Consider the following 19067-nt stretch of genomic DNA (forward strand, 5'->3'; position numbering starts at 1 on the left):
CCGATTTAAAACTAAACTAAACTAAAACTTATTTTTATCCTGTTGGGGATGTTTTTTTTCACGCAGATTCTGCAGATTTAAGCAGATTTTTTAATTTTTAATTTTTTTGATCTGTGCCTTAATTTTTTTTAACACATAGAATCATAGCTCATTGGAAACTTAAAAAAGGCGTTTCACTAGTTTAAACAAACATAGTCTATGTGTGAGAAACTAGTTTCTTTTTATTTTCTTTTATTCACTAACAAAAATCCTATGTTTCTATGTGTTTATTTTTTTTTACGCAGATTTTGCAGATTGAGCAGATTTTTAATTTTTAATTCTCAATTTTTAATTCTTTTATCTGTCGCTAACTTTTTCTATTTAACCCACTCCGTTTTAAAAGTGGTTTTTCCGCTTAATGCGTTTGGTGTTACGTCAAATGCATTTCCGTTTTTGTTTACTGTAATTTCCTGAACGGCATCGCCATCCGGTAAAAATACTTTGGCTTTCGCCGAAGTTGTTTTGTCACTTGCGTAAACTTTCAACGTTAATTTACTCCAATCCATGTCTTTTGTAGATTGTGCTAATGCGATGTGAGGCAAAGCTGTTCCGTCTTTTACCAAAACTACGATTGGCACTTCGCCCGCTTTGATTTTATGCCAGCCGGATTGGTATACTTTTTTAGTTTGGTAATCAATCCATGTTCCTTCCGGAAGATAAACATCTCTTTCTGTAACTTCTTCAAAAAGTGGTGCAACTAACATGCTTGAGCCAAATAAATATTCATTATCAACCAACCATGCTCCCGGATCATTTGGATATTCTACAAATAAAGCACGCATCATTGGTAATCCTTTTTGAGAACTTTCTTTTGCCTGAGCGTAGATATATGGCATTAATTCGTAACGCATGTTATCTGCTTTTCTAAATCCTTCCAGGAAATCTTTGCTGTACAACCAAGGCTCGCGCGGAGGTTCACCGTGGCTTCTTACGTGTGAAGTAAACATTCCGAAAGGTGCCCATCTTCTGTATAAATTCTCTGGCGATTTTGTTGCAAATCCTCCAACATCATGACTCCAGAAACTGAATCCGCTTAAACCTAATGAAAGTCCGCCACGTAATTCTGCCGACATTGCGCCATTTGTAGTTTCAGCATCTCCACCCCAATGCAATGGATAACGTTGCGATCCTGCCCAGGTACTTCTTGCCCAGATTAAAGTATAACCTTTTTCTTTCTGTGTAATTTCAGCAACTGCTTTATTATATCTTAATGGGTATAAATTGTGTTCGTAAAAACCTGTTCTTCCTGAATGGTAAATTCCGTCTGGCGGTGCAGCTTCTCCAAAATCTACTTTGAAAACCGCAACTCCCTGATCGAATAAATGTTTCAGTTTTCCTTGATACCAGGTTACAGTTTCCGGATTTGAGAAATCCAGAACAGCATCTTCGTACGGAAGATTTCCTTTACGGTCTCTCACTGCTAAATTTTTATCCATGATTTCATTAAACAACGTATTCTTTGGTGTGAAGTAAGGCAATTGCCATAAACAAACCTGGAAACCGTCTTTTTTCAAATCGGTCATCATTTTTTGTGCATCCGGGAAACGGGCTTTTGCAAACTCGTAATTGTTTCTCCAGTCTACATCAAACCAACCTGTATCAAAGTGAATTACATCTGTTGGAATTTTATATTTACGTAAATCTCTTGCTACGTCACGACCTTCTTTTTCAGAAAAATAAGTGATACGGCTCATCCAGAAACCAAATGACCAAAGTGGTGGCATTGCTGCTTTTCCGGTCAAATCTGTGTATTGGTCTAAAACGTCTTTTGGTTCTCCAATAAAGAAAAATAAATCGGCTTCGTCATCTCCAATATACATTTCGTTGGCACTAGAATAATATCTTCCAAAATCAACTGTAATTGGTGTTGAATGATGCATAAAAACTCCGTAACCACGGCTGCTGATATAAAATGGAACCGGTTTGTACATCGTTTCATTCTGAATTCCGTTGGCGTCATCTGCCCATAAAACTACTTTTTGACCGCGTTTATTGAATTGTGTGAATGATTCTCCACAGCCAAATATTTTTTCGTCTGGCTCTAAGCTAAAAGCTGCGCCCATACTTCTTGAATAATCGCTGTTTCTACGAACATAAGAAAACGGAAGTGTTGGCGTATACGTATTTTTAAAATCGGTATCGTGCAATGTACTAGTTAGCAGTTTTCCTTTTTCATCGTAAATTTTTACGTGCCAGGGTTTTACTAAGATTTCGACAACTCCATGTTTGCTGGTGTATTTGTGACCGCCTTCGATTTTAGAATACTTCCATAATTCCGGGTGATTAGGCGCAACACCGTCAACCAACATTAAAGATTCTTTTTGCGGATGAAATTGCGGTCCTGAAGTAGTTTTTATTCTAATGGTTCTATCAGAAATAAACTGAATCTCAAACGGCAATAAAGGCGAAGCTTCGTATTCTGTTGCCGGGAATTCGTTTGCAGCAACAGAGTCCGGCTTCATCATCATATTGTTGAAAGCCTGACGTGTTTTATAATTGTATCGCAAATATTTTATTGTCCCTTTTCCTGTAGCAGGATCAAACGCTTTTAGTTCATCGGCAAAATAAAACGTGTTCAGATAATTCTGAAAATCTTTGCTGATATCTATCGGAGCATTTAGCACATCGGCGTTCTGAATTTGTGCCGACGCTTTTGGCGAAAGCAATCCAAAACCCATGAATAGAGATAATGAGGCTATCTTTATTTTTTTCATTGTGTGTTTTTTAAGTTTTATTTATTTGTGGTTATTCTGCTGTAATCTATTACTTTATATCCTGCAAGGTTTTCGAAACCTTGTAGGTATTGTGTTGCCCTATTCTATGTGTTAATTATACCTACAAGGTTTTGAAAACCTTGTAGGAATGACAACTAACTATTATTCTGCTGTAATTACAATTGTCGACGGTTTTAATCCATTCGCTTTAGCGGTTAATTCTAATCGTCCGGTTTTATCTCCAGATTGAACAATAACCAGACATTTTCCGTTAAGCGCTGTATGTTTTAAACCTTTGTACGATTCATGACTTACAGGATCTCCGCTTGAAACCCCAACGATTTTTCCATTTCCTTTTAGAGAGAAGTTGATTTCGTTATTAGCATTTGGTGCCAAAGTTCCTTTTTCATCTAAAATATCTACCGTTACAAATGATAAATCATTTCCATCTGCTTTTATCGTACTTCTGTCTGCTGTTAATTTTAAGTTTGATGGATTTCCGGCTGTTTTTATTTCTTTTTCTAAAACCACTTTTCCGTTTTTACGAGAAATAGCTTTTAGAGTTCCGGGTTGATATGGAATTCTCCACATTACGTGTAAATCATCTCCTTTTTTACTTCTAATTCCAACTGATTTTCCGTTAAGGAAAAGTTCCACCTCGTCGGCTTTATTATAGTATGCCCAAACATCTACGGTTTGTCCTGCTTTCCAGTTCCAATGCGGAAAAATGTGCAGCACGGTTTTGTCTGTCCATTCGCTTTGGTACATATAATATACGTCTTTTGGGAAACCGGCTAAATCTACAATTCCGAAATAAGAACTGATCGACGGCCATTCGTACGGAGTTGGTTCTCCGATATAATCGAAACCTGTCCAGATGTACATTCCAGAAAGGAAATCGTGTTTTTTAATAACCTTCCAGGTCGCTTCATGCGTTGAACCCCAAGGCGCCTGAACCTGATCGTAAGCCGAAACCGTGTTTCCCGGATTTCCACCAGTAAATTTAAGATCCCATCTTACCGGCCATTTTTTAATGGTGTCTGAAACGGCATCGTAATAACCGCGGGTTTGTAAACCAGAAGTTGTTTCGGTTGCAATGAACGGAATTCCCGGAAAATTCTTTTTATGATGTTCATACGTTTGGTGTGCATAATTGTATCCGATAAGATCTAAAACTCCCGATTTTGCGATTGCATTAAACTGAACATTCTTTTTTTCGAATTGTAACGTTACCTCATCAATATTCATGTTTACCGGCGGATTCATCGCTGCGGTCAACGGACGTGTTTTGTCATATTGACGTGTAATGGCTGCTAATTCTTTGGCGATTGCCACACCATTTTCGTTCCATTGTTCGGGAATTTCGTTTCCAATACTCCAAATAAAAATACTTGGATGGTTACGGTCACGCAGCAATTGATCGGTTAGATCTTTTTTATGCCACTTGTCCCAATCATTTGCATAATCGTATTTGGTTTTGTTTTGTTTCCACATATCAAATGCTTCATCCATGACAATGAAACCCATTTTATCACAAAGATCAAGAAGTTCAGGTGCAGGCGGATTATGAGAAGTTCTGATTCCGTTTACGCCCATTTCTTTCAAAATTTCTAACTGGCGTTGGATTGCACGCGTGTTGATTGCAGAACCCAAAGGTCCTAAATCGTGGTGCATGCAAACTCCTTTTATTTTAACCTGTTTTCCGTTAAGGATAAAACCTTTATCAACATCAAACTTAAAATCTCTGATTCCGAAATTGGTTTTGTATTGATCTACAATTTTATCGTCTACCGAAATTTCTGTAACTGCTGTATACAATTCAGGTTTTTCAACCGACCATAAAACTGGTGTTTCAACCTGAGTTTCTTGTTTGATAGTTTGATTGGCATTTGCACCAATGGTTATATTTTGCGTAACGGACGTTACTTTGGTATCTTCTTTAAAAATAGTTGTTGTTACTGTTGCCTTTTTTGAAGCTGAATATTTGTTTTGAATGGTAGTTTCAAATTGTACCGAAGCTTTTTCGGCAGTCACTTTTGGAGTTGTAACGTAAGTTCCCCAATTTGCTACATGTAATTTATCGGTGGTTTCGATCCAGACATTTCTAAAAATTCCTGATCCTGAATACCATCGTGAGTTGGGCTGTTTTGAATTGTCAACCTTTACAATAATTTCATTGCTTTTTTCCCCATAATTTAAATACGGTGACATGTCATATTGAAAGCTAATATATCCGTTTGGACGTTTTCCTAAAAAATGTCCGTTTACCCAAACTTCGCTGTTTCTGTAAACACCATCAAAGGCAATTGATATAACTTTACTACTATCAGAGGTATTTAATTTAAAAGTTTTCTTATACCACCCTAAGCCTCCGGTAAGTGCTCCGCCCCCATATCCGGCCGGACTTTTCTCATCAAATTTTCCTTCAATGCTCCAATCGTGCGGCACGTTTAGGGTTCGCCATTTGGTTGAAGTTCCAATGGTGTCTTTATCTGCCAGACTATCATTTAGATGAAAACTCCAATCTGAATTAAAAGAAACTTTGCGGTTAACAAAAGTGTCTTCTTTTTTGCTGCAAGAACCAAAAAGAATTATTGTTACTAATGTTAATAAGAAAAGTGGACTGCTTAAATTCTTTCTTTTACGCATTGGTACTGTTTTTTTGTTTTGGAAAATTGAAGTTAGAAATAAAAATGATTGCTTTATTTCTTATAAAATAATTTAAGTCTCAGTTTTAGAGAACGTTATAAACGCTTTAAAACTGAGACTATAGAATTAAATAATTATAGTGTATTTGTTTTAGCAATTAAGTGATAAGATAAATAACCTCCATCAGCTCTGATAGCTATAAAACTTAAAGTAGTTTCTGTTAACTCAACCAGTCTTACATTTGTAAAACTAAATGAAGAACTAAAATATGTAGCATCATTTGGGTGTAGCATTTCGAGTCCGCCATTAAAAATTAACCTGTCATTTTTTGACTGATCTGAAAATGCAAAGTTGAATGTTCCTGTTTTAGTCGTTTTTTCTGTACTTCCTAAAGTTGGATTAGTTTGTGTTACTGATACATTGTACCCCCCTTTAAGGTCGAAAGTGATTTCTCCCCAATCTTTATTCTCTAAGTTTGCCCAAGGAATTTCTGAAAGTAATGGCCACCAGCCTGCAGGGCTAAGTGTACTGTTTATGTACTTTGCATCAACAAACTCAAGAGGTTTTACCATGTTTAATACCCATGTTTTTCCTTCTGTTCTGTTGGCAAGAAGACCCCATCTTTCATCACTGAAATAAGCTTCGTCATTTTCTGCTACTGTAACCGTTACCGGAGGAGCTTCAACAGCACCACCTCTTGTATAAGCAGTATAAAAAATCTTATACGTTCCGCCAAAAGGTAAAATGATTTTATCATCACCTTTGTTAGAATGTCCTAACTCATTTCCTTTACTGTCGATATAATGCCAGTATGGAATTACATTTGGATCTTCATTTTTAATCGCCACTTCGTGATCGTTCGCGGGATTTTGAACAACCGAAAATTTAGTAGTAGCCGGTGTTAATGTAATGGCATCTAAACTTTCACGGTCTTCTACAGGCTCGCATGAAAATAAAAATGAGCCTATGGTTATTGCTGCTATTACTATATATAATATACGTTTCATAATCATTTGTTTTTTAGTTATTACCAACCTGGATTTTGTTTGATAGTTCCATTAGAAAGTACAATTTGAGATTGTGGTAATGGGAACCAGCCTAAAGTTTCTGGTCTAAAAGTTACAGCAAAATCAGATCCACCATCAGTATTGTCAATTTGAGCTTTAGCAACAGTCATATCCTGTCTGATTAAGTCAAAATAACGTTGCCCTTCTAATGCTAATTCTAATTGACGCTCTGTCATAATAGTTTCTTTAGAAACAACAACTCTGTTAGTAGTACTTTTAAAAGCTCTGTCACGAACTTTATCTAAATCTGCTTGTGCTAACCCTGGATTTGAAAGTAAATTCAATTCAGCAGCCATCAGCAATACATCAGCATAGCGAATCATTGCAAGATCCTGATAATTATCAATTTGGAAATTTCCACCATTTGTTTCAACAATTGCTGTACCTGCTGCGTCAGTAATAGGGCAATATTTTTTCCATGAATATCCTGTATACTGACGTTGTTCTCTTGCTTCTGCATCAAAACTTAAACTTTCTTCTGCATAAGCAATAATAGTTGCATCTCTACGAGTATCTCCTCCCTCATATGCTTCATATAATTTAGGGTTAACGGTTGCTCCTCCCCATCCTGTAGCATATTTGTTGTTAACACTTCCACCACGTGGTGCAATGTTTACCTGGAAACGGTTTCCTTCATGTAAGTCCCAATTTCCTTTTCCAGAACTATTAAAACGAACAGCCCAAACCATTTCTGTATTATCTTCTCCTGCAAAATTTGCGAAAGAAGCTGCTAACCAAAGATTAGCAAAATCCGGAACCAACCCGTGTCCGCTATTGCTTACTACATCATTTATGTATGTAATCGCCTGATCTTTGGTAACAACACCTGCTAAATCAGGTTTTTCATAATAATCTGTGTAGAATAAAAAAGTTCTTGCCAAATAAGCTTCTGCTGCCCATTTTGTGATACGTCCGAAGTTTGCATTTCCTTTTTTAGAATAATTCTCAGGTCCTAAATTATCTGCAGCAAATTTTAAATCGTTAGCAATTAAGGCATAAGTAACCTCTGCCGCCTGTCTTGGCAATTGAAATTCGCTTGTAGTCACGGTGTGGTCTAACGGAACAATTTCTCCAAACATTTTAGCAGCCTGGAAGTGAAAGTGCGCTCTTAAAAAACGAGCTTCAGCTTCGTATTGTGTTTTCAGGGCAGTTTGAGATCCCCAGTTTACTTTATCAAGATTTTCTAATAAAATATTAGCTCTGTAAATTCCCAAATAAGAGTTGGTCCAGATAAGTGCATTCATATCTTTATCTGTCGTATACTGAAAGCGATCCCATTGTAAATCTGTTGTTGGATCTGCAATACCAAATCCTCCAAAACAATCGTCAGACGCCTGCTCGCTTACAATTAATTGTGTTCCGTATGCTTCTCTTTGCAACACATCATAAACAGCAACTAATCCTTCAAAAGCGTCAGATGGCGTTTTATAAAAATTGTCTGTTACCTTATCTGTATAAGGCTCATTTTCTAAAAAATCTTCCGAACAAGCTCCTAAAACCAATAAGCTTGAAAGCGCAAATAATTTTATATATGTTTTCATCGTTTTCATAAATTAAAAGTTAACATTAAGACCCATCATATACGTTCTTGGCTGTGGATAAAATCCAACATCAATTCCTCTTGCCCATTCTTGTCCTACAGTAGTATTTCCGAAACCAATTTCCGGGTCCATACCTTTATATTTTGTGAAAGTGTAAAGGTTATTAGCAGCAACATACAATCTGAATTTGCTAAAGAAATTTAACTTGTTTGTTAATTTTGTCAAATCACATCCGATAGTAATATTCTTAATTCTGAAGAAATCAGAATCCTGAACATATAAATCTGAGAATTTAGTATAGTTTCCATTAGGATCTGTTCCGTAAGTTACTCTCGGTGTTGTGTTAGAAGTTCCTTCAGAAGTCCATCTGTTTAAAACTTCAGTTGTGTTATTTGTATAAGCACGAGTATAATCATGAATTCCAAAAACGTTTTGACCACCTGCAGATCCGTAAGTATTAACCGTTAAGTCAAATGCTTTGTACGATAAATCAAAATTAACGCCATACGTATAATCAGGATTTGGGTTACCAACTTCTGTTTTATCGTTAGCATCGATTTGTCCGTCTTTGTTTAAATCAACAAAACGAACGTCTCCAGGTTGTGCATTTGGCTGAACTCCTGCTGCAACTTCTGCTGCATTTTGAAAAATACCAGCTGTTTTTAATCCGTAGAAATAACCCATTGGTTTTCCAACCTCAACACGGTTCATCTCGTCTAAACCTTGAAACAATAAGTTAGATTCTCCGTGAATGATTCCTTCGTTGTTTGCAATTCTAAGCACTTCATTTTTGTTATGAGAAACGTTTGCATTGATACCAAAATTCCAGTTTCCGAAACTTTTACGATATGCTACTGCAACCTCAAAACCTTTGTTGCTTACATCTCCACCATTAACATAAGGTGCAGAAGCTCCGGCATAAGTTGGGATAGAAGCCAATACTAACCAGTCTTTTGTTTTTTTGTCGTAATAATCAAATGTCAAACTAAAATTAGTAAACAATGTAGCATCAAAACCGAAATCTAATTGTTCTGACGTTTCCCATTTTAAGTTAGGATCTGAAAGCTGATCAGGGCTTGAACCTACAAGTAAAGTTTCGTCTCCTGTACCAAAATGATATGTTTTGTCTTTTGAGCTAATTGTTGACATGTAAGCAAATGTTCTTGAGAACTGATCGTTACCATTTTGTCCCCAGCTCGCTCTAAGTTTAAATGTATTTACAACTGCATTTTCTTTAAAGAAAGCTTCGCGGTCTAAATTCCAACCTGCAGAGAATGAAGGGAAAATTGCATATTTGTTATTTGGTCCAAATTCTGAAGATCCATCTCTACGTACTGTTGCAGAAAATAAATATTTGTTGTTGTAGTCGTATAACATACGTCCAAAGTAAGATTGGATTGCATAATCTTTACGATTTCCTTTTACCACATTTGATGTTGGATCTTTAGCATTATCTAAATAAGCATGTTCGAAATCAGTAAAAATTAAATTTCTACCCTGACCTTCCATATAATCTGCAGTATTCTTTTTTGCAGAAGTACCTACCAAAAAGTCAAAATTATGTGCGCCAGCAATTGTAGTTTTATATTGAAGTGTGTTTTCAAAAATCCATCCTGAACTTTTAGTTCCACTTTGTGTAACACTTGAAACTGTATTGTTATCACTTGAAGATAAAGAATAAACAGGTCTGAAAGAACGATAGTTACTATCTGTCATATCGACACCAAAACTAGTTCTGAAAGTAAAATCTTTAAGGAATTTTAATTCTGCAAAAATATTCCCAACATAACGGTTAACCTTTGTTTGGTTGAAGTTATTGTAATACAATGAACCAACCGGGTTGCTCACATCTGCAGAAATAGTTGATTTAGCAAAATTTCCATTAGCATCATACGCCGCGTCAATTGGAGCCGCGTTTAAGAAACTTCTAATTCCGTTGCTGTAAATACCATCATCTGCAACTCCACTAGATTTTGTGTTTGATAAAGTGAAGTTTTCTCCAATTTTCAAATGATTTTCAATTACTTCTGAAGTTGAATTCACACTAAAAGTAATACGATCGTATTGAGACTGGCTGTTTGCACCACCAATCATACCTTCCTGACCATAGTATGAAACACCTGTAGCAATAGTCGATTTTTTATCACCACCTGTAATTAAAAGAGAGTGATTTTGTTTCATTGCTCCTTCATTAAACAAATCATCCTGCCAATCGTGATTTGGCAATGCTGCAACCTGAGCTGGCGTGTATAATGGCGTAAGCCCAGAGTTTACACGAGCTTCATTCATGATTGTAGTATATTCCTGTGTATTCATCAAATCAAGTTTTTTAGCAACTTGCTGAAAACCTGTATAAGAATTAAATGACACATTCATTTTTCCGTCTTTACCTTTTTTAGTTGTAACTAAGATAACTCCGTTTGCTGCTCTTGCTCCGTAGATTGAAGCCGCAGAAGCATCTTTAAGTACATCGACCCTTTCGATAACCGAAGGATCAAGATAAGAGATACCGTTATCAACAACAACACCATCTACCACATAAAGCGGATCACTTTTTCCTGCTGTACCGGCCCCACGAATATTTACCACCATATTAGCTCCCGGTTGCCCTGAAGATGAAGTAACGTTTACCCCAGATGCCTGACCTTGCAAAGCATTGGTAACATCAAGACTCGCAACTTGCTGAATATCTTTTCCAGATACAAGTGAAGTTGCTGCTGTATTTACCTTTTTCTTTTGTGTACCGTAACCAATAACTACAATTTCTTTTAGTTCTGCAGTTTCAGCCTGCATGGTTACATTTATTTTTTTATTTTCTCCAACAGTGATTTTTTGCGTTTTATATCCCATAAAACTAAATACCAGTACATCACCGGTCTTCGCTTCAATTTTGTATAATCCATCAAAATCAGTGGCAGTACTTGTCTTAGTTCCCTGTACCAAAATAGTGGCACCCGGAACTCCCATGTTATCATCTGCCGAAATAACATTTCCGCTTACAAACTTGGATTGCTCTTGGGCAAAACCAGATTGTATCATAAATAAGCTAAGCAATAGTGCCATGTAATATGGCAGCATTGTTGTTTTTATACAATATTTGCTTTTCATAATAATTAAGAATTGGTTTAAATTTATAGTTAGTTACCTGTAATTATTTAATACGCATTCGAAATAATCTGTTCGAATAATTCTTGTCTGCCGCTTAGTGGCTGAGGCTCTCCGCTTGCACGTGCAATTTTGCTTAAATCTTCAAGAGACAATTCTCCATTTTCAAACTTAGCTCCATTACCACCGTCAAACGAACTGTAACGCTGTGTGCGTAATTTTCTGTAATCTGTATTTTGTAAAATTTGATCTGCGCAGATTAATCCTCTTGCAAAAACATCCATTCCTGAAATGTGCGCAATGAATTTATCTTCTAAATCGATTGAATTTCTTCTCACTTTAGCATCAAAGTTTACTCCACCGCCTTGTATTCCGCCACCTTCAAGGATAACCAACATAGCTTGTGTTACTTCCTGAAGATTGATTGGGAACTGATCTGTATCCCAACCGTTTTGGTAATCTCCGCGGTTAGCGTCAATACTTCCTAACATTCCGGCATCAACAGCAACCTGTAATTCATGTTCGAAAGAATGTCCGGCAAGTGTTGCGTGGTTTACTTCTAAGTTTAATTTGAAATCGTTTTGAAGTCCGTATTTATTAATGAAACCTAATGAAGTCGCTGCATCATAATCATATTGATGTTTCGTTGGTTCCATTGGTTTTGGTTCGATAAGGAAGTTTCCTTTAAAACCTTCTTTACGAGCATAATCTTTACAAGTATTTAAGAATCTTCCCAAGTGGTCTAATTCTCTTTTCATGTCTGTGTTTAACAAACTCATATATCCTTCACGACCTCCCCAGAAAACATAATTTTCTCCACCAAGAGCGATAGTAGCATCGATAGCAATTTTTGCCTGAGCTCCGGCGTAAGCCAAAACATCAAAGTTTGGGTTTGTCGCCGCACCGTTCATATAACGCGGATTGCTGAATAAGTTTGAAGTTCCCCACAACAATTTAATTCCGGATTCCTGTTGTTTTTGTTTTGCATATTCAACCATTGTCTGAATACGAGTTTCAAATTCTGCCAAAGTTGGCGCATCATCCACAACATCAACATCATGAAAACAATAATATGGCAAACCTAATTTTGTCATGAATTCAAAAGCCGCATCCATTTTGTCTTTAGCTCTTAAAATTGCATTTTCATTTTTATCCCATGCAAAAGTTTCAGTCGAAGCTCCAAACGGATCTCCACCTGTATTACATAGCGTATGCCAGTAAGCCATTGAAAAACGTAAATGTTCTTTCAAAGTTTTTCCTGCAACAACACGATTTTCATCGTACCATTTAAAAGCTAACGGATTGTCACTTTCTCTGCCTTCGAACTTAATTGTATCGATGTTTTTAAAATATTGATTGGTAGTGCTCATTATTATTGTTCTATTTTAATTTGATTTTTCCATTCCTGATAGAAATCCTGATATTGTGAAGTCAGGATTTTGTTGGGTTCAATTCGGTCTAAACACTGCAATCCTGAAAAAGCTTCGTCAAGCGAATTGTAATATCCTAATCCGTAAGCGGCGCCTCTTGCAGCACCTTCTGCTCCCGAAGTATTGTATAATTCTAAAGTAGTTTGGGTGGTATTAGTGAAGATTTCCCTAAAAACCGGACTTAAAAATAAGTTTGAATTTCCTGCACGAACCACAGTTCCGGAAACGCCAACTTCTTTCATAACATCAAAACCGTAGTTCATTGCAAACACGATTCCTTCGCAGGCCGCGCGCACTAAATGTGATGGCTGATGAATATTGAAATTTAAATTCTGAATTCCTGATGTTGCATTTTTATTGTTAAAAATACGTTCAACACCATTTCCGAAAGGGTAAAAACGAAGTCCGTTGCTTCCCGCCTCGACTTTTGCAGCTTCGGCATTTAATTTTTCGTAAGCAATTAAATCAGCTCTGTCAACAGACATGATTTTACGCAACCATTGGTATAAAATTCCAGAACCGTTGATGCACAGCATTACGCCATTTTTCTTTTCAGTTTCTGTATTGTTAACGTGTAAAAAAGTATTGATTCTGTTTTGTTTGTCATAAGCATCCTGATCGCTTACGGCATAAACAACTGCAGATGTTCCGGCTGTTGTAGCAATTTCACCAGGTTTTAAAACATTTAATGACAATGCATTATTGGGTTGGTCTCCTGCACGATACGTAATTTTTGCATCCGGATTTAATCCTAATTCCTGAGCAATTTCAGAATGAATGGTTGCCTGAATGCCAAAGTTTGAAACAATTTCAGGAACGATATCCGAAGACAATCCCATTTGAGATAGGATTTCAGTTGCCAATTTCCCTTCCGAGAAATTCCATAAAGCTGCTTCTGATAATCCTGAAGTACTAATTTGAGCTACTTTTGAAAGTTTCGCAGCAATAAAATCGCCCGGAAGCATCATGTATTTTGCTTTTGCGAAAATTTCTGGCTGGTTCTCTTTTACCCATTTTAGTTTTGAAGCCGTAAAATTTCCCGGACTTCCTAAAATTTGTTTTTGACAGTTTTCGGCACCAATTTGAGCATAAACTTCATCACCAATAAGAGCAGCACGGCTGTCGCACCATATAATCGAAGAACGAATCGGATTCAAATTTTCATCAGTTAAAACCAAACCATGCATTTGATAGGCAATTCCAATTCCGGCAATTTTCTTTAAATCGATATTAGATTTAGCACCCAATTGTTTAATTCCGTCTTTTACATATTGCCACCATGACTCCGGATCTTGTTCTGCCCAGCCAAATTGTTCTGCGATAATTGGCATTTCAAAATCTGGAACGCTTACTGCACCAATAGTCGTTCCTTTCTCAGGATCGAAAACTGATAATTTTATTGAAGAGCTTCCTAAATCAATTCCTAAAAAAAACATTTGTGGTACTTTTTAATTAGTTATAGATTTGTCCTTTTTAAACTTATAGTCAAACTGAACTTATCTTATGGTTATTTTGACTACAAGTGTAAAACATTTTTTCTATATTAACAAAATATTAGATGTTTTTTTTGGCTATTCAGATAAATTGATGTTCATTTTTACAGATACAACAAAAAATGAATTAAAAGTGAAATAAAAATTGTCAAAAAAATAACGAATTATGAATTTGACAATCAGACGTTTAAGAATTAGAATTTGAAAGTGGAAAAATTATCAATTAAATAAGACACTGATTACCAGAAAATTGTTACGTTAAAAAAAATATAAAGCTTTTACGAAGGCAATTATTCATTTTATTTATTTAATTTGTCAAAATTTTAATAGCATATGGTTAAAAATGTAGAGGATAATTCAGTTTTGAAGAACGAACAAACTGCAATGAATGCAATCACGATTGACTGTGTAATATTTGGTTTTGATAAAGGAAGTTTAGAAGTACTTTTGGTACAGCACGGAGAAGGGATTAGTAAAGGAAAATGGGGACTTCCCGGAGGATGGATTTATAAAAAAGAAAGTACAGATAACGCCGCACATCGTTTGTTGAATGAACTTACCGGTCTTGATAATATTTATCTTGAGCAGTTAAAAGCGTTTGGCGACCCCGATCGTTTCCCGCTTCGACGCGTTATTACGATTGGTTATTATGCTTTGGTAAAACGCGAAGATTACAATATTAAAGCAGGTTTTACAGCATCTGATGCTAAATGGTATAAAATAAATAATATTCCGGATTTGATTTATGATCATAATGAAATCCTGTCCTATAGTTTAAAACATCTTCAAAACAGAGTTCGCCAGGCACCACTTGGATTTAATCTTTTGCCTGAAAAATTTACTTTACTGCAATTAATGCATTTATATGAAGAAATTTTAGGAATCGAAATGGACAAATCTAATTTTCGCCGAAAAATTCTTCACATGAAATTATTGGTTGCTTTAGATGAAAAACAACAAGATGTCTCGCACAGAGCCGCAAAATTGTATAAGTTTGATCCTGATATTTACAAAAAACTGACTGAAAAAGGATTTAACTTTGAATTTTAATGGCTTTTTCTTCTTCTCAAAATATTTCTGAAACGAATACCAATATAACTGCAGATAAAAAAACAGTTATACATGGCATCACGATTGACTGTGTTATTTTTTCTTTCGATAAAAAAAACCTTGAAGTTCTTTTGGTAAAACATGCCGGAGGAGCAAGTGTTGGAAAATGGGGACTTCTGGGTGGAGATTTATATTTAGACGAAAGTATTGATAATGCTGCCCTTCGAATAGTATATGAATTGACCAGTCTTGACAACATTTATCTGGAACAGCTAAAAGCTTTTACGGATCCGGATCGTGTAAAAAGTACAAGAGTTGTAACTGTTGGTTATTATACTTTGCTCAATAGGGAAGATTATGATATTAAAGCCAGCATTTCTGTAATTGAAGCCAAATGGTATAAAATTAAGGACATTCCGGATTTGATTTTTGACCACAACGAAATTCTCGAATTTAGTTTGATGCAATTGCGTAATCGTGTTCGCCAGGCCCCAATTGGTTTTAATCTTTTGCCGGAGAAATTCACTCTTTTGCAGTTAATGCATCTTTATGAAGAAATATTAGGAATTGAATTAGACAAATCCAACTTTCGCAGAAAAATTTTGCACATGAAATTATTAGTTGCACTTGATGAAAAACAAAAAGACGTCTCGCACAGAGCGGCAAAACTCTATAAATTTGATCCTGAAATTTACAAGAAACTGACCGAAAAAGGTTTTAATTTTGAATTTTAAAAGTAATTTTAAAACGCAGATTCTAACAATCAGAGATCTTCATTCCAGAATCCAAAACTTTGCGCTATCTTTGCCCCTTAATAACACGCTCTAAAGCAATTGCCCAAGAGTAAATTTATACCCGGAATTACTTAAACTCGTATAGAGAATTGATATTATAAAATGAAGAAGATACGTAACTTTTGCATTATTGCACACATTGACCACGGTAAAAGTACATTGGCAGACAGATTATTGGGAGCCACACAAACCGTTACAGCTCGTGAAGAAAAAGCACAATTGCTTGACAACATGGATCTGGAGCGCGAGCGTGGAATTACCATTAAAAGTCACGCCATTCAAATGGAATATACTTATAAGGGAGAAGAATATATTTTAAATTTAATTGACACTCCTGGTCACGTTGACTTTTCATACGAAGTTTCTCGTTCGATTGCTGCCTGCGAAGGTGCGCTTTTGATTGTTGATGCTGCACAAAGTATTCAGGCACAAACGATTTCAAATTTATATCTTGCTTTAGAAAATGACCTGGAAATTATTCCGGTTTTGAATAAAGTAGATTTACCAAGTGCCAATCCTGAAGAAGTTAGTGATGATATTATCGATTTATTAGGTTGTAAATTGGAAGATATTATTCATGCTTCGGGAAAAACAGGTTTTGGTGTCGAAAATATTCTGGCTGCCATTATCGAAAAAATTCCGGCTCCAAAAGGAAATAAAGACGAACCATTACAGGCTTTGATTTTTGACTCGGTTTACAACCCGTTTCGTGGAATCGAAGTTATTTTTAGAGTTGTAAATGGTGAAATCAGAAAAGGACAGAAAATTAAATTCATGGCTACCGGAAATGAATATTTTGCTGACGAAATTGGAACTTTGAAATTAAATCAGGTTCCGAAAAATGTTATTTCTGTTGGAGATGTTGGATATTTAATTTCCGGAATTAAAGAAGCGAAAGAAGTAAAAGTTGGTGATACCTTAACGGATGCAAAAACGCCAACCACAAATATGATTACAGGTTTTGAGGATGTAAAACCAATGGTTTTCGCCGGAATTTATCCTGTTGATACTGAAGATTATGAAGATTTGCGTTCTTCAATGGAGAAATTGCAATTGAATGATGCTTCGTTAGTTTTTACACCTGAAAGTTCTGCAGCGTTAGGATTTGGTTTCCGTTGTGGATTCTTAGGAATGCTTCACATGGAAATTATTCAGGAACGTTTAGAGCGTGAATTTGATATGACTGTAATTACTACAGTTCCCAACGTTTCGTATTTGGCTTATACCAAAAAAGATCCTGAAACTCCGTTCGTTGTAAATAATCCTTCTGATTTACCTGAACCTTCTCGTTTAGACAGAGTTGAAGAACCTTATATTAAAGCTACAATTATTACAAAAGCTGATTTCGTAGGAAACGTAATGAGTTTATGTATCGAAAAACGTGGTCAAATTACCAACCAAACATATTTGACTACAGAACGTGTTGAATTGAATTTTGACATGCCTCTTGCTGAGATTGTTTTCGATTTTTATGATCGTTTAAAAACAGTTTCTAAAGGTTATGCTTCTTTTGACTACTCTCCTATCGGAATGAGAACTTCGAAATTAGTAAAACTGGATGTTCTTTTGAATGCTCAAACAGTTGATGCGCTTTCTGCTTTGATTCACGAAGACAATGCTTATAACATCGGTAAAAAAATGACCGAGAAATTACGCGAATTGATTCCGAGACAGCAATTTGACATTCCGATTCAGGCTGCAATTGGAGCAAAAATTATCGCTCGTGAAACGATTAAAGCACTTCGTAAAGACGTTACCGCAAAATGTTATGGTGGAGATATTTCGCGTAAGCGTAAACTTCTTGAAAAACAGAAAAAAGGTAAAAAACGTATGAGACAAGTTGGAAACGTTGAAATTCCGCAAGAAGCTTTTATGGCTGTTTTGAAACTTAACGATTAGATTTTTATTTTAGACAGAAGAAGCAAGAATAAAGAGAATAGAATATAGATGAACCCAATGACGAAAGTTGTTGGGTTTTTTGTTTGTTTTTATTGGAGATTTTATTGTAATATAATTAAAGAAACTGAGCACTGCATAGCTTTACCTCATATATAAATTACAAAACCTCATGTAAAAGTAGCTTCTTAGGGCTAAAAAATGCATCAGTAAAAACTTATAAAAAATGCGATTTTTAACTCTATAGCTTTGAATTTTAATTCATATGATTTTGACTGATTAATGTTTTAAGATAAAAAATATAACTTTAATCTTACAAACATTAAAAGCTTTTATTATGAAAACGAAATTTTTATTTATTTTATCGTTGTTGACTTTTTCATTTGCAAATGCGCAACAAGTCGAAGCTGAAGAAGAAATGAACTCGGCAAAAGGCATCACTTTTCAAAATGGTGATATGTTCCTCGAAGGTTCTATTAAAATTAGTACTGGCGGAGAAGAAGATTATTATGGTTTTAGTCCAAAATTTGGTTACTTTTTGAATGATAAATTCGCCGTGGGAGCAAAAGTAGATTATGCCAGCATTGAAGAAGAAGCGACTGACACCAAAACAAATGTGTTTGGAGTTGGGGCATTTGCCAGATATTATTTTCTGGAACTGGACAAAAAACGTTTTAAAGCATTTGGAGAAGCAGGCTTAGGATTCGGAAGAAATAAGACTGAAGTTTTGGGAGTTGAAGATACTGATAATAGTATTACAGCTGATCTTACTGTAGGTCTTAACTACTTTGTTACCAAAAACATTGCGGTAACTTTTACTCTTGCCAATGTTTTATCCTACAACAGTGTCTCACCTGAAAACGGACCATCATCAGATACTTTTAACCTGAACATTAATTTATTTGAAAACATATTTGATCAGCCACAATTTGGATTGTTATACAGATTTTAATGCTTAATTAGTTTCGGACATTTAGTTTAGCATTAAAATTTAATCTTGAAGATGTAAAAACATCCAAACAAAAACCCGATAATTCGTTATCGGGTTTTTTGTTGCAATTTTTAGAAAAATAATATTATCCATAAAGAATATCGTAGAGGCGCACAGCAGTGCGTCTCCCGCAAAGTAAATCGACAATGAATTTACGGATTGTTGTACTTTCCTTTAATCGAGGAACGGATATAGATTGTGTAGACGCACTGCTGTGCGTCTTTACGACATGCGTTGTGGATAAAAATGTTCTTTTTTTAAATGTAGTTTCAAATTGCGAATATTTTTTTAACCGATA

11 protein-coding genes are annotated in these 19067 nt (G+C 35.7%); 4 read left to right on the forward strand and 7 right to left on the reverse strand.

What is annotated here, in order from left to right:
* Positions 1-356: 356 nt before the first annotated feature.
* From RT99_RS01400 to RT99_RS01430, 7 genes are all read right to left on the reverse strand, one after another.
* Positions 357-2753 (reverse strand): alpha-xylosidase, encoded by a 2397-nt coding sequence (locus RT99_RS01400; RefSeq protein ID WP_042562945.1) that lies wholly within the window; start codon positions 2751-2753, stop codon positions 357-359.
* A gap of 162 nt (positions 2754-2915) precedes the next feature.
* A complete protein-coding gene (gene galB, locus RT99_RS01405; RefSeq protein ID WP_042562946.1) occupies positions 2916-5402 on the reverse strand; it encodes a beta-galactosidase GalB in 2487 nt (828 codons plus the stop codon).
* A 134-nt stretch (positions 5403-5536) separates the two neighbouring features.
* On the reverse strand, positions 5537-6409 hold the full coding sequence (locus RT99_RS01410; protein ID WP_242607158.1) for a hypothetical protein: 873 nt from the start codon (positions 6407-6409) through the stop codon (positions 5537-5539).
* 20 nt (positions 6410-6429) lie between these two features.
* Positions 6430-8010: a RagB/SusD family nutrient uptake outer membrane protein gene (locus RT99_RS01415; protein ID WP_042562978.1), complete on the reverse strand. Its 1581-nt coding sequence runs from the start codon at positions 8008-8010 to the stop codon at positions 6430-6432.
* 12 nt (positions 8011-8022) lie between these two features.
* Positions 8023-11118 carry a TonB-dependent receptor gene (locus RT99_RS01420; RefSeq protein ID WP_042562947.1) on the reverse strand — a complete coding sequence of 1032 codons (3096 nt, stop codon included), beginning with the start codon at positions 11116-11118 and terminating at the stop codon, positions 8023-8025.
* A 47-nt stretch (positions 11119-11165) separates the two neighbouring features.
* Positions 11166-12485: a xylose isomerase gene (gene xylA / locus RT99_RS01425; RefSeq protein WP_042562948.1), complete on the reverse strand. Its 1320-nt coding sequence runs from the start codon at positions 12483-12485 to the stop codon at positions 11166-11168.
* Positions 12486-12487: 2 nt separating this feature from the next.
* Positions 12488-13981 (reverse strand): xylulokinase, encoded by a 1494-nt coding sequence (locus RT99_RS01430; protein ID WP_042562949.1) that lies wholly within the window; start codon positions 13979-13981, stop codon positions 12488-12490.
* A gap of 390 nt (positions 13982-14371) precedes the next feature.
* Between RT99_RS01430 and RT99_RS01435 the strand changes: the two genes are divergently transcribed.
* From RT99_RS01435 to RT99_RS01450, 4 genes are all read left to right on the forward strand, one after another.
* Entirely contained in the window at positions 14372-15088 is a 717-nt protein-coding gene (locus tag RT99_RS01435) for an NUDIX domain-containing protein (protein ID WP_042562950.1), read from the forward strand.
* On the forward strand, positions 15088-15822 hold the full coding sequence (locus tag RT99_RS01440) for an NUDIX domain-containing protein (RefSeq protein WP_042562951.1): 735 nt from the start codon (positions 15088-15090) through the stop codon (positions 15820-15822). The genes RT99_RS01435 and RT99_RS01440 overlap by 1 nt, the downstream gene beginning before the upstream one ends.
* A gap of 162 nt (positions 15823-15984) precedes the next feature.
* A complete protein-coding gene (lepA, locus tag RT99_RS01445; RefSeq protein WP_042562952.1) occupies positions 15985-17781 on the forward strand; it encodes a translation elongation factor 4 in 1797 nt (598 codons plus the stop codon).
* A gap of 334 nt (positions 17782-18115) precedes the next feature.
* The gene (locus RT99_RS01450) at positions 18116-18730 is read left to right on the forward strand and encodes an outer membrane beta-barrel protein (RefSeq protein WP_042562953.1); all 615 of its coding nucleotides are present in this window, start codon (positions 18116-18118) and stop codon (positions 18728-18730) included.
* Positions 18731-19067: the final 337 nt, after the last annotated feature.

Origin of the sequence: Flavobacterium sp. MEB061, assembly GCF_000834715.1 — a bacterium.
GTDB lineage: Bacteria > Bacteroidota > Bacteroidia > Flavobacteriales > Flavobacteriaceae > Flavobacterium > Flavobacterium pectinovorum.

Bases quoted from the DNA above. Each gene is read 5' to 3' on its own strand.
- RT99_RS01400 (WP_042562945.1), bottom strand. From the start codon at position 2,753: ATGAAAAAAATAAAGATAGCCTCATTATCTCTATTCATGGGTTTTGGA.
- galB (WP_042562946.1), bottom strand. From the start codon at position 5,402: ATGCGTAAAAGAAAGAATTTAAGCAGTCCACTTTTCTTATTAACATTA.
- RT99_RS01410 (WP_242607158.1), bottom strand. From the start codon at position 6,409: ATGAAACGTATATTATATATAGTAATAGCAGCAATAACCATAGGCTCA.
- RT99_RS01415 (WP_042562978.1), bottom strand. From the start codon at position 8,010: ATGAAAACATATATAAAATTATTTGCGCTTTCAAGCTTATTGGTTTTA.
- RT99_RS01420 (WP_042562947.1), bottom strand. From the start codon at position 11,118: ATGAAAAGCAAATATTGTATAAAAACAACAATGCTGCCATATTACATG.
- xylA (WP_042562948.1), bottom strand. From the start codon at position 12,485: ATGAGCACTACCAATCAATATTTTAAAAACATCGATACAATTAAGTTC.
- RT99_RS01430 (WP_042562949.1), bottom strand. From the start codon at position 13,981: ATGTTTTTTTTAGGAATTGATTTAGGAAGCTCTTCAATAAAATTATCA.
- RT99_RS01435 (WP_042562950.1), top strand. From the start codon at position 14,372: ATGGTTAAAAATGTAGAGGATAATTCAGTTTTGAAGAACGAACAAACT.
- RT99_RS01440 (WP_042562951.1), top strand. From the start codon at position 15,088: ATGGCTTTTTCTTCTTCTCAAAATATTTCTGAAACGAATACCAATATA.
- lepA (WP_042562952.1), top strand. From the start codon at position 15,985: ATGAAGAAGATACGTAACTTTTGCATTATTGCACACATTGACCACGGT.
- RT99_RS01450 (WP_042562953.1), top strand. From the start codon at position 18,116: ATGAAAACGAAATTTTTATTTATTTTATCGTTGTTGACTTTTTCATTT.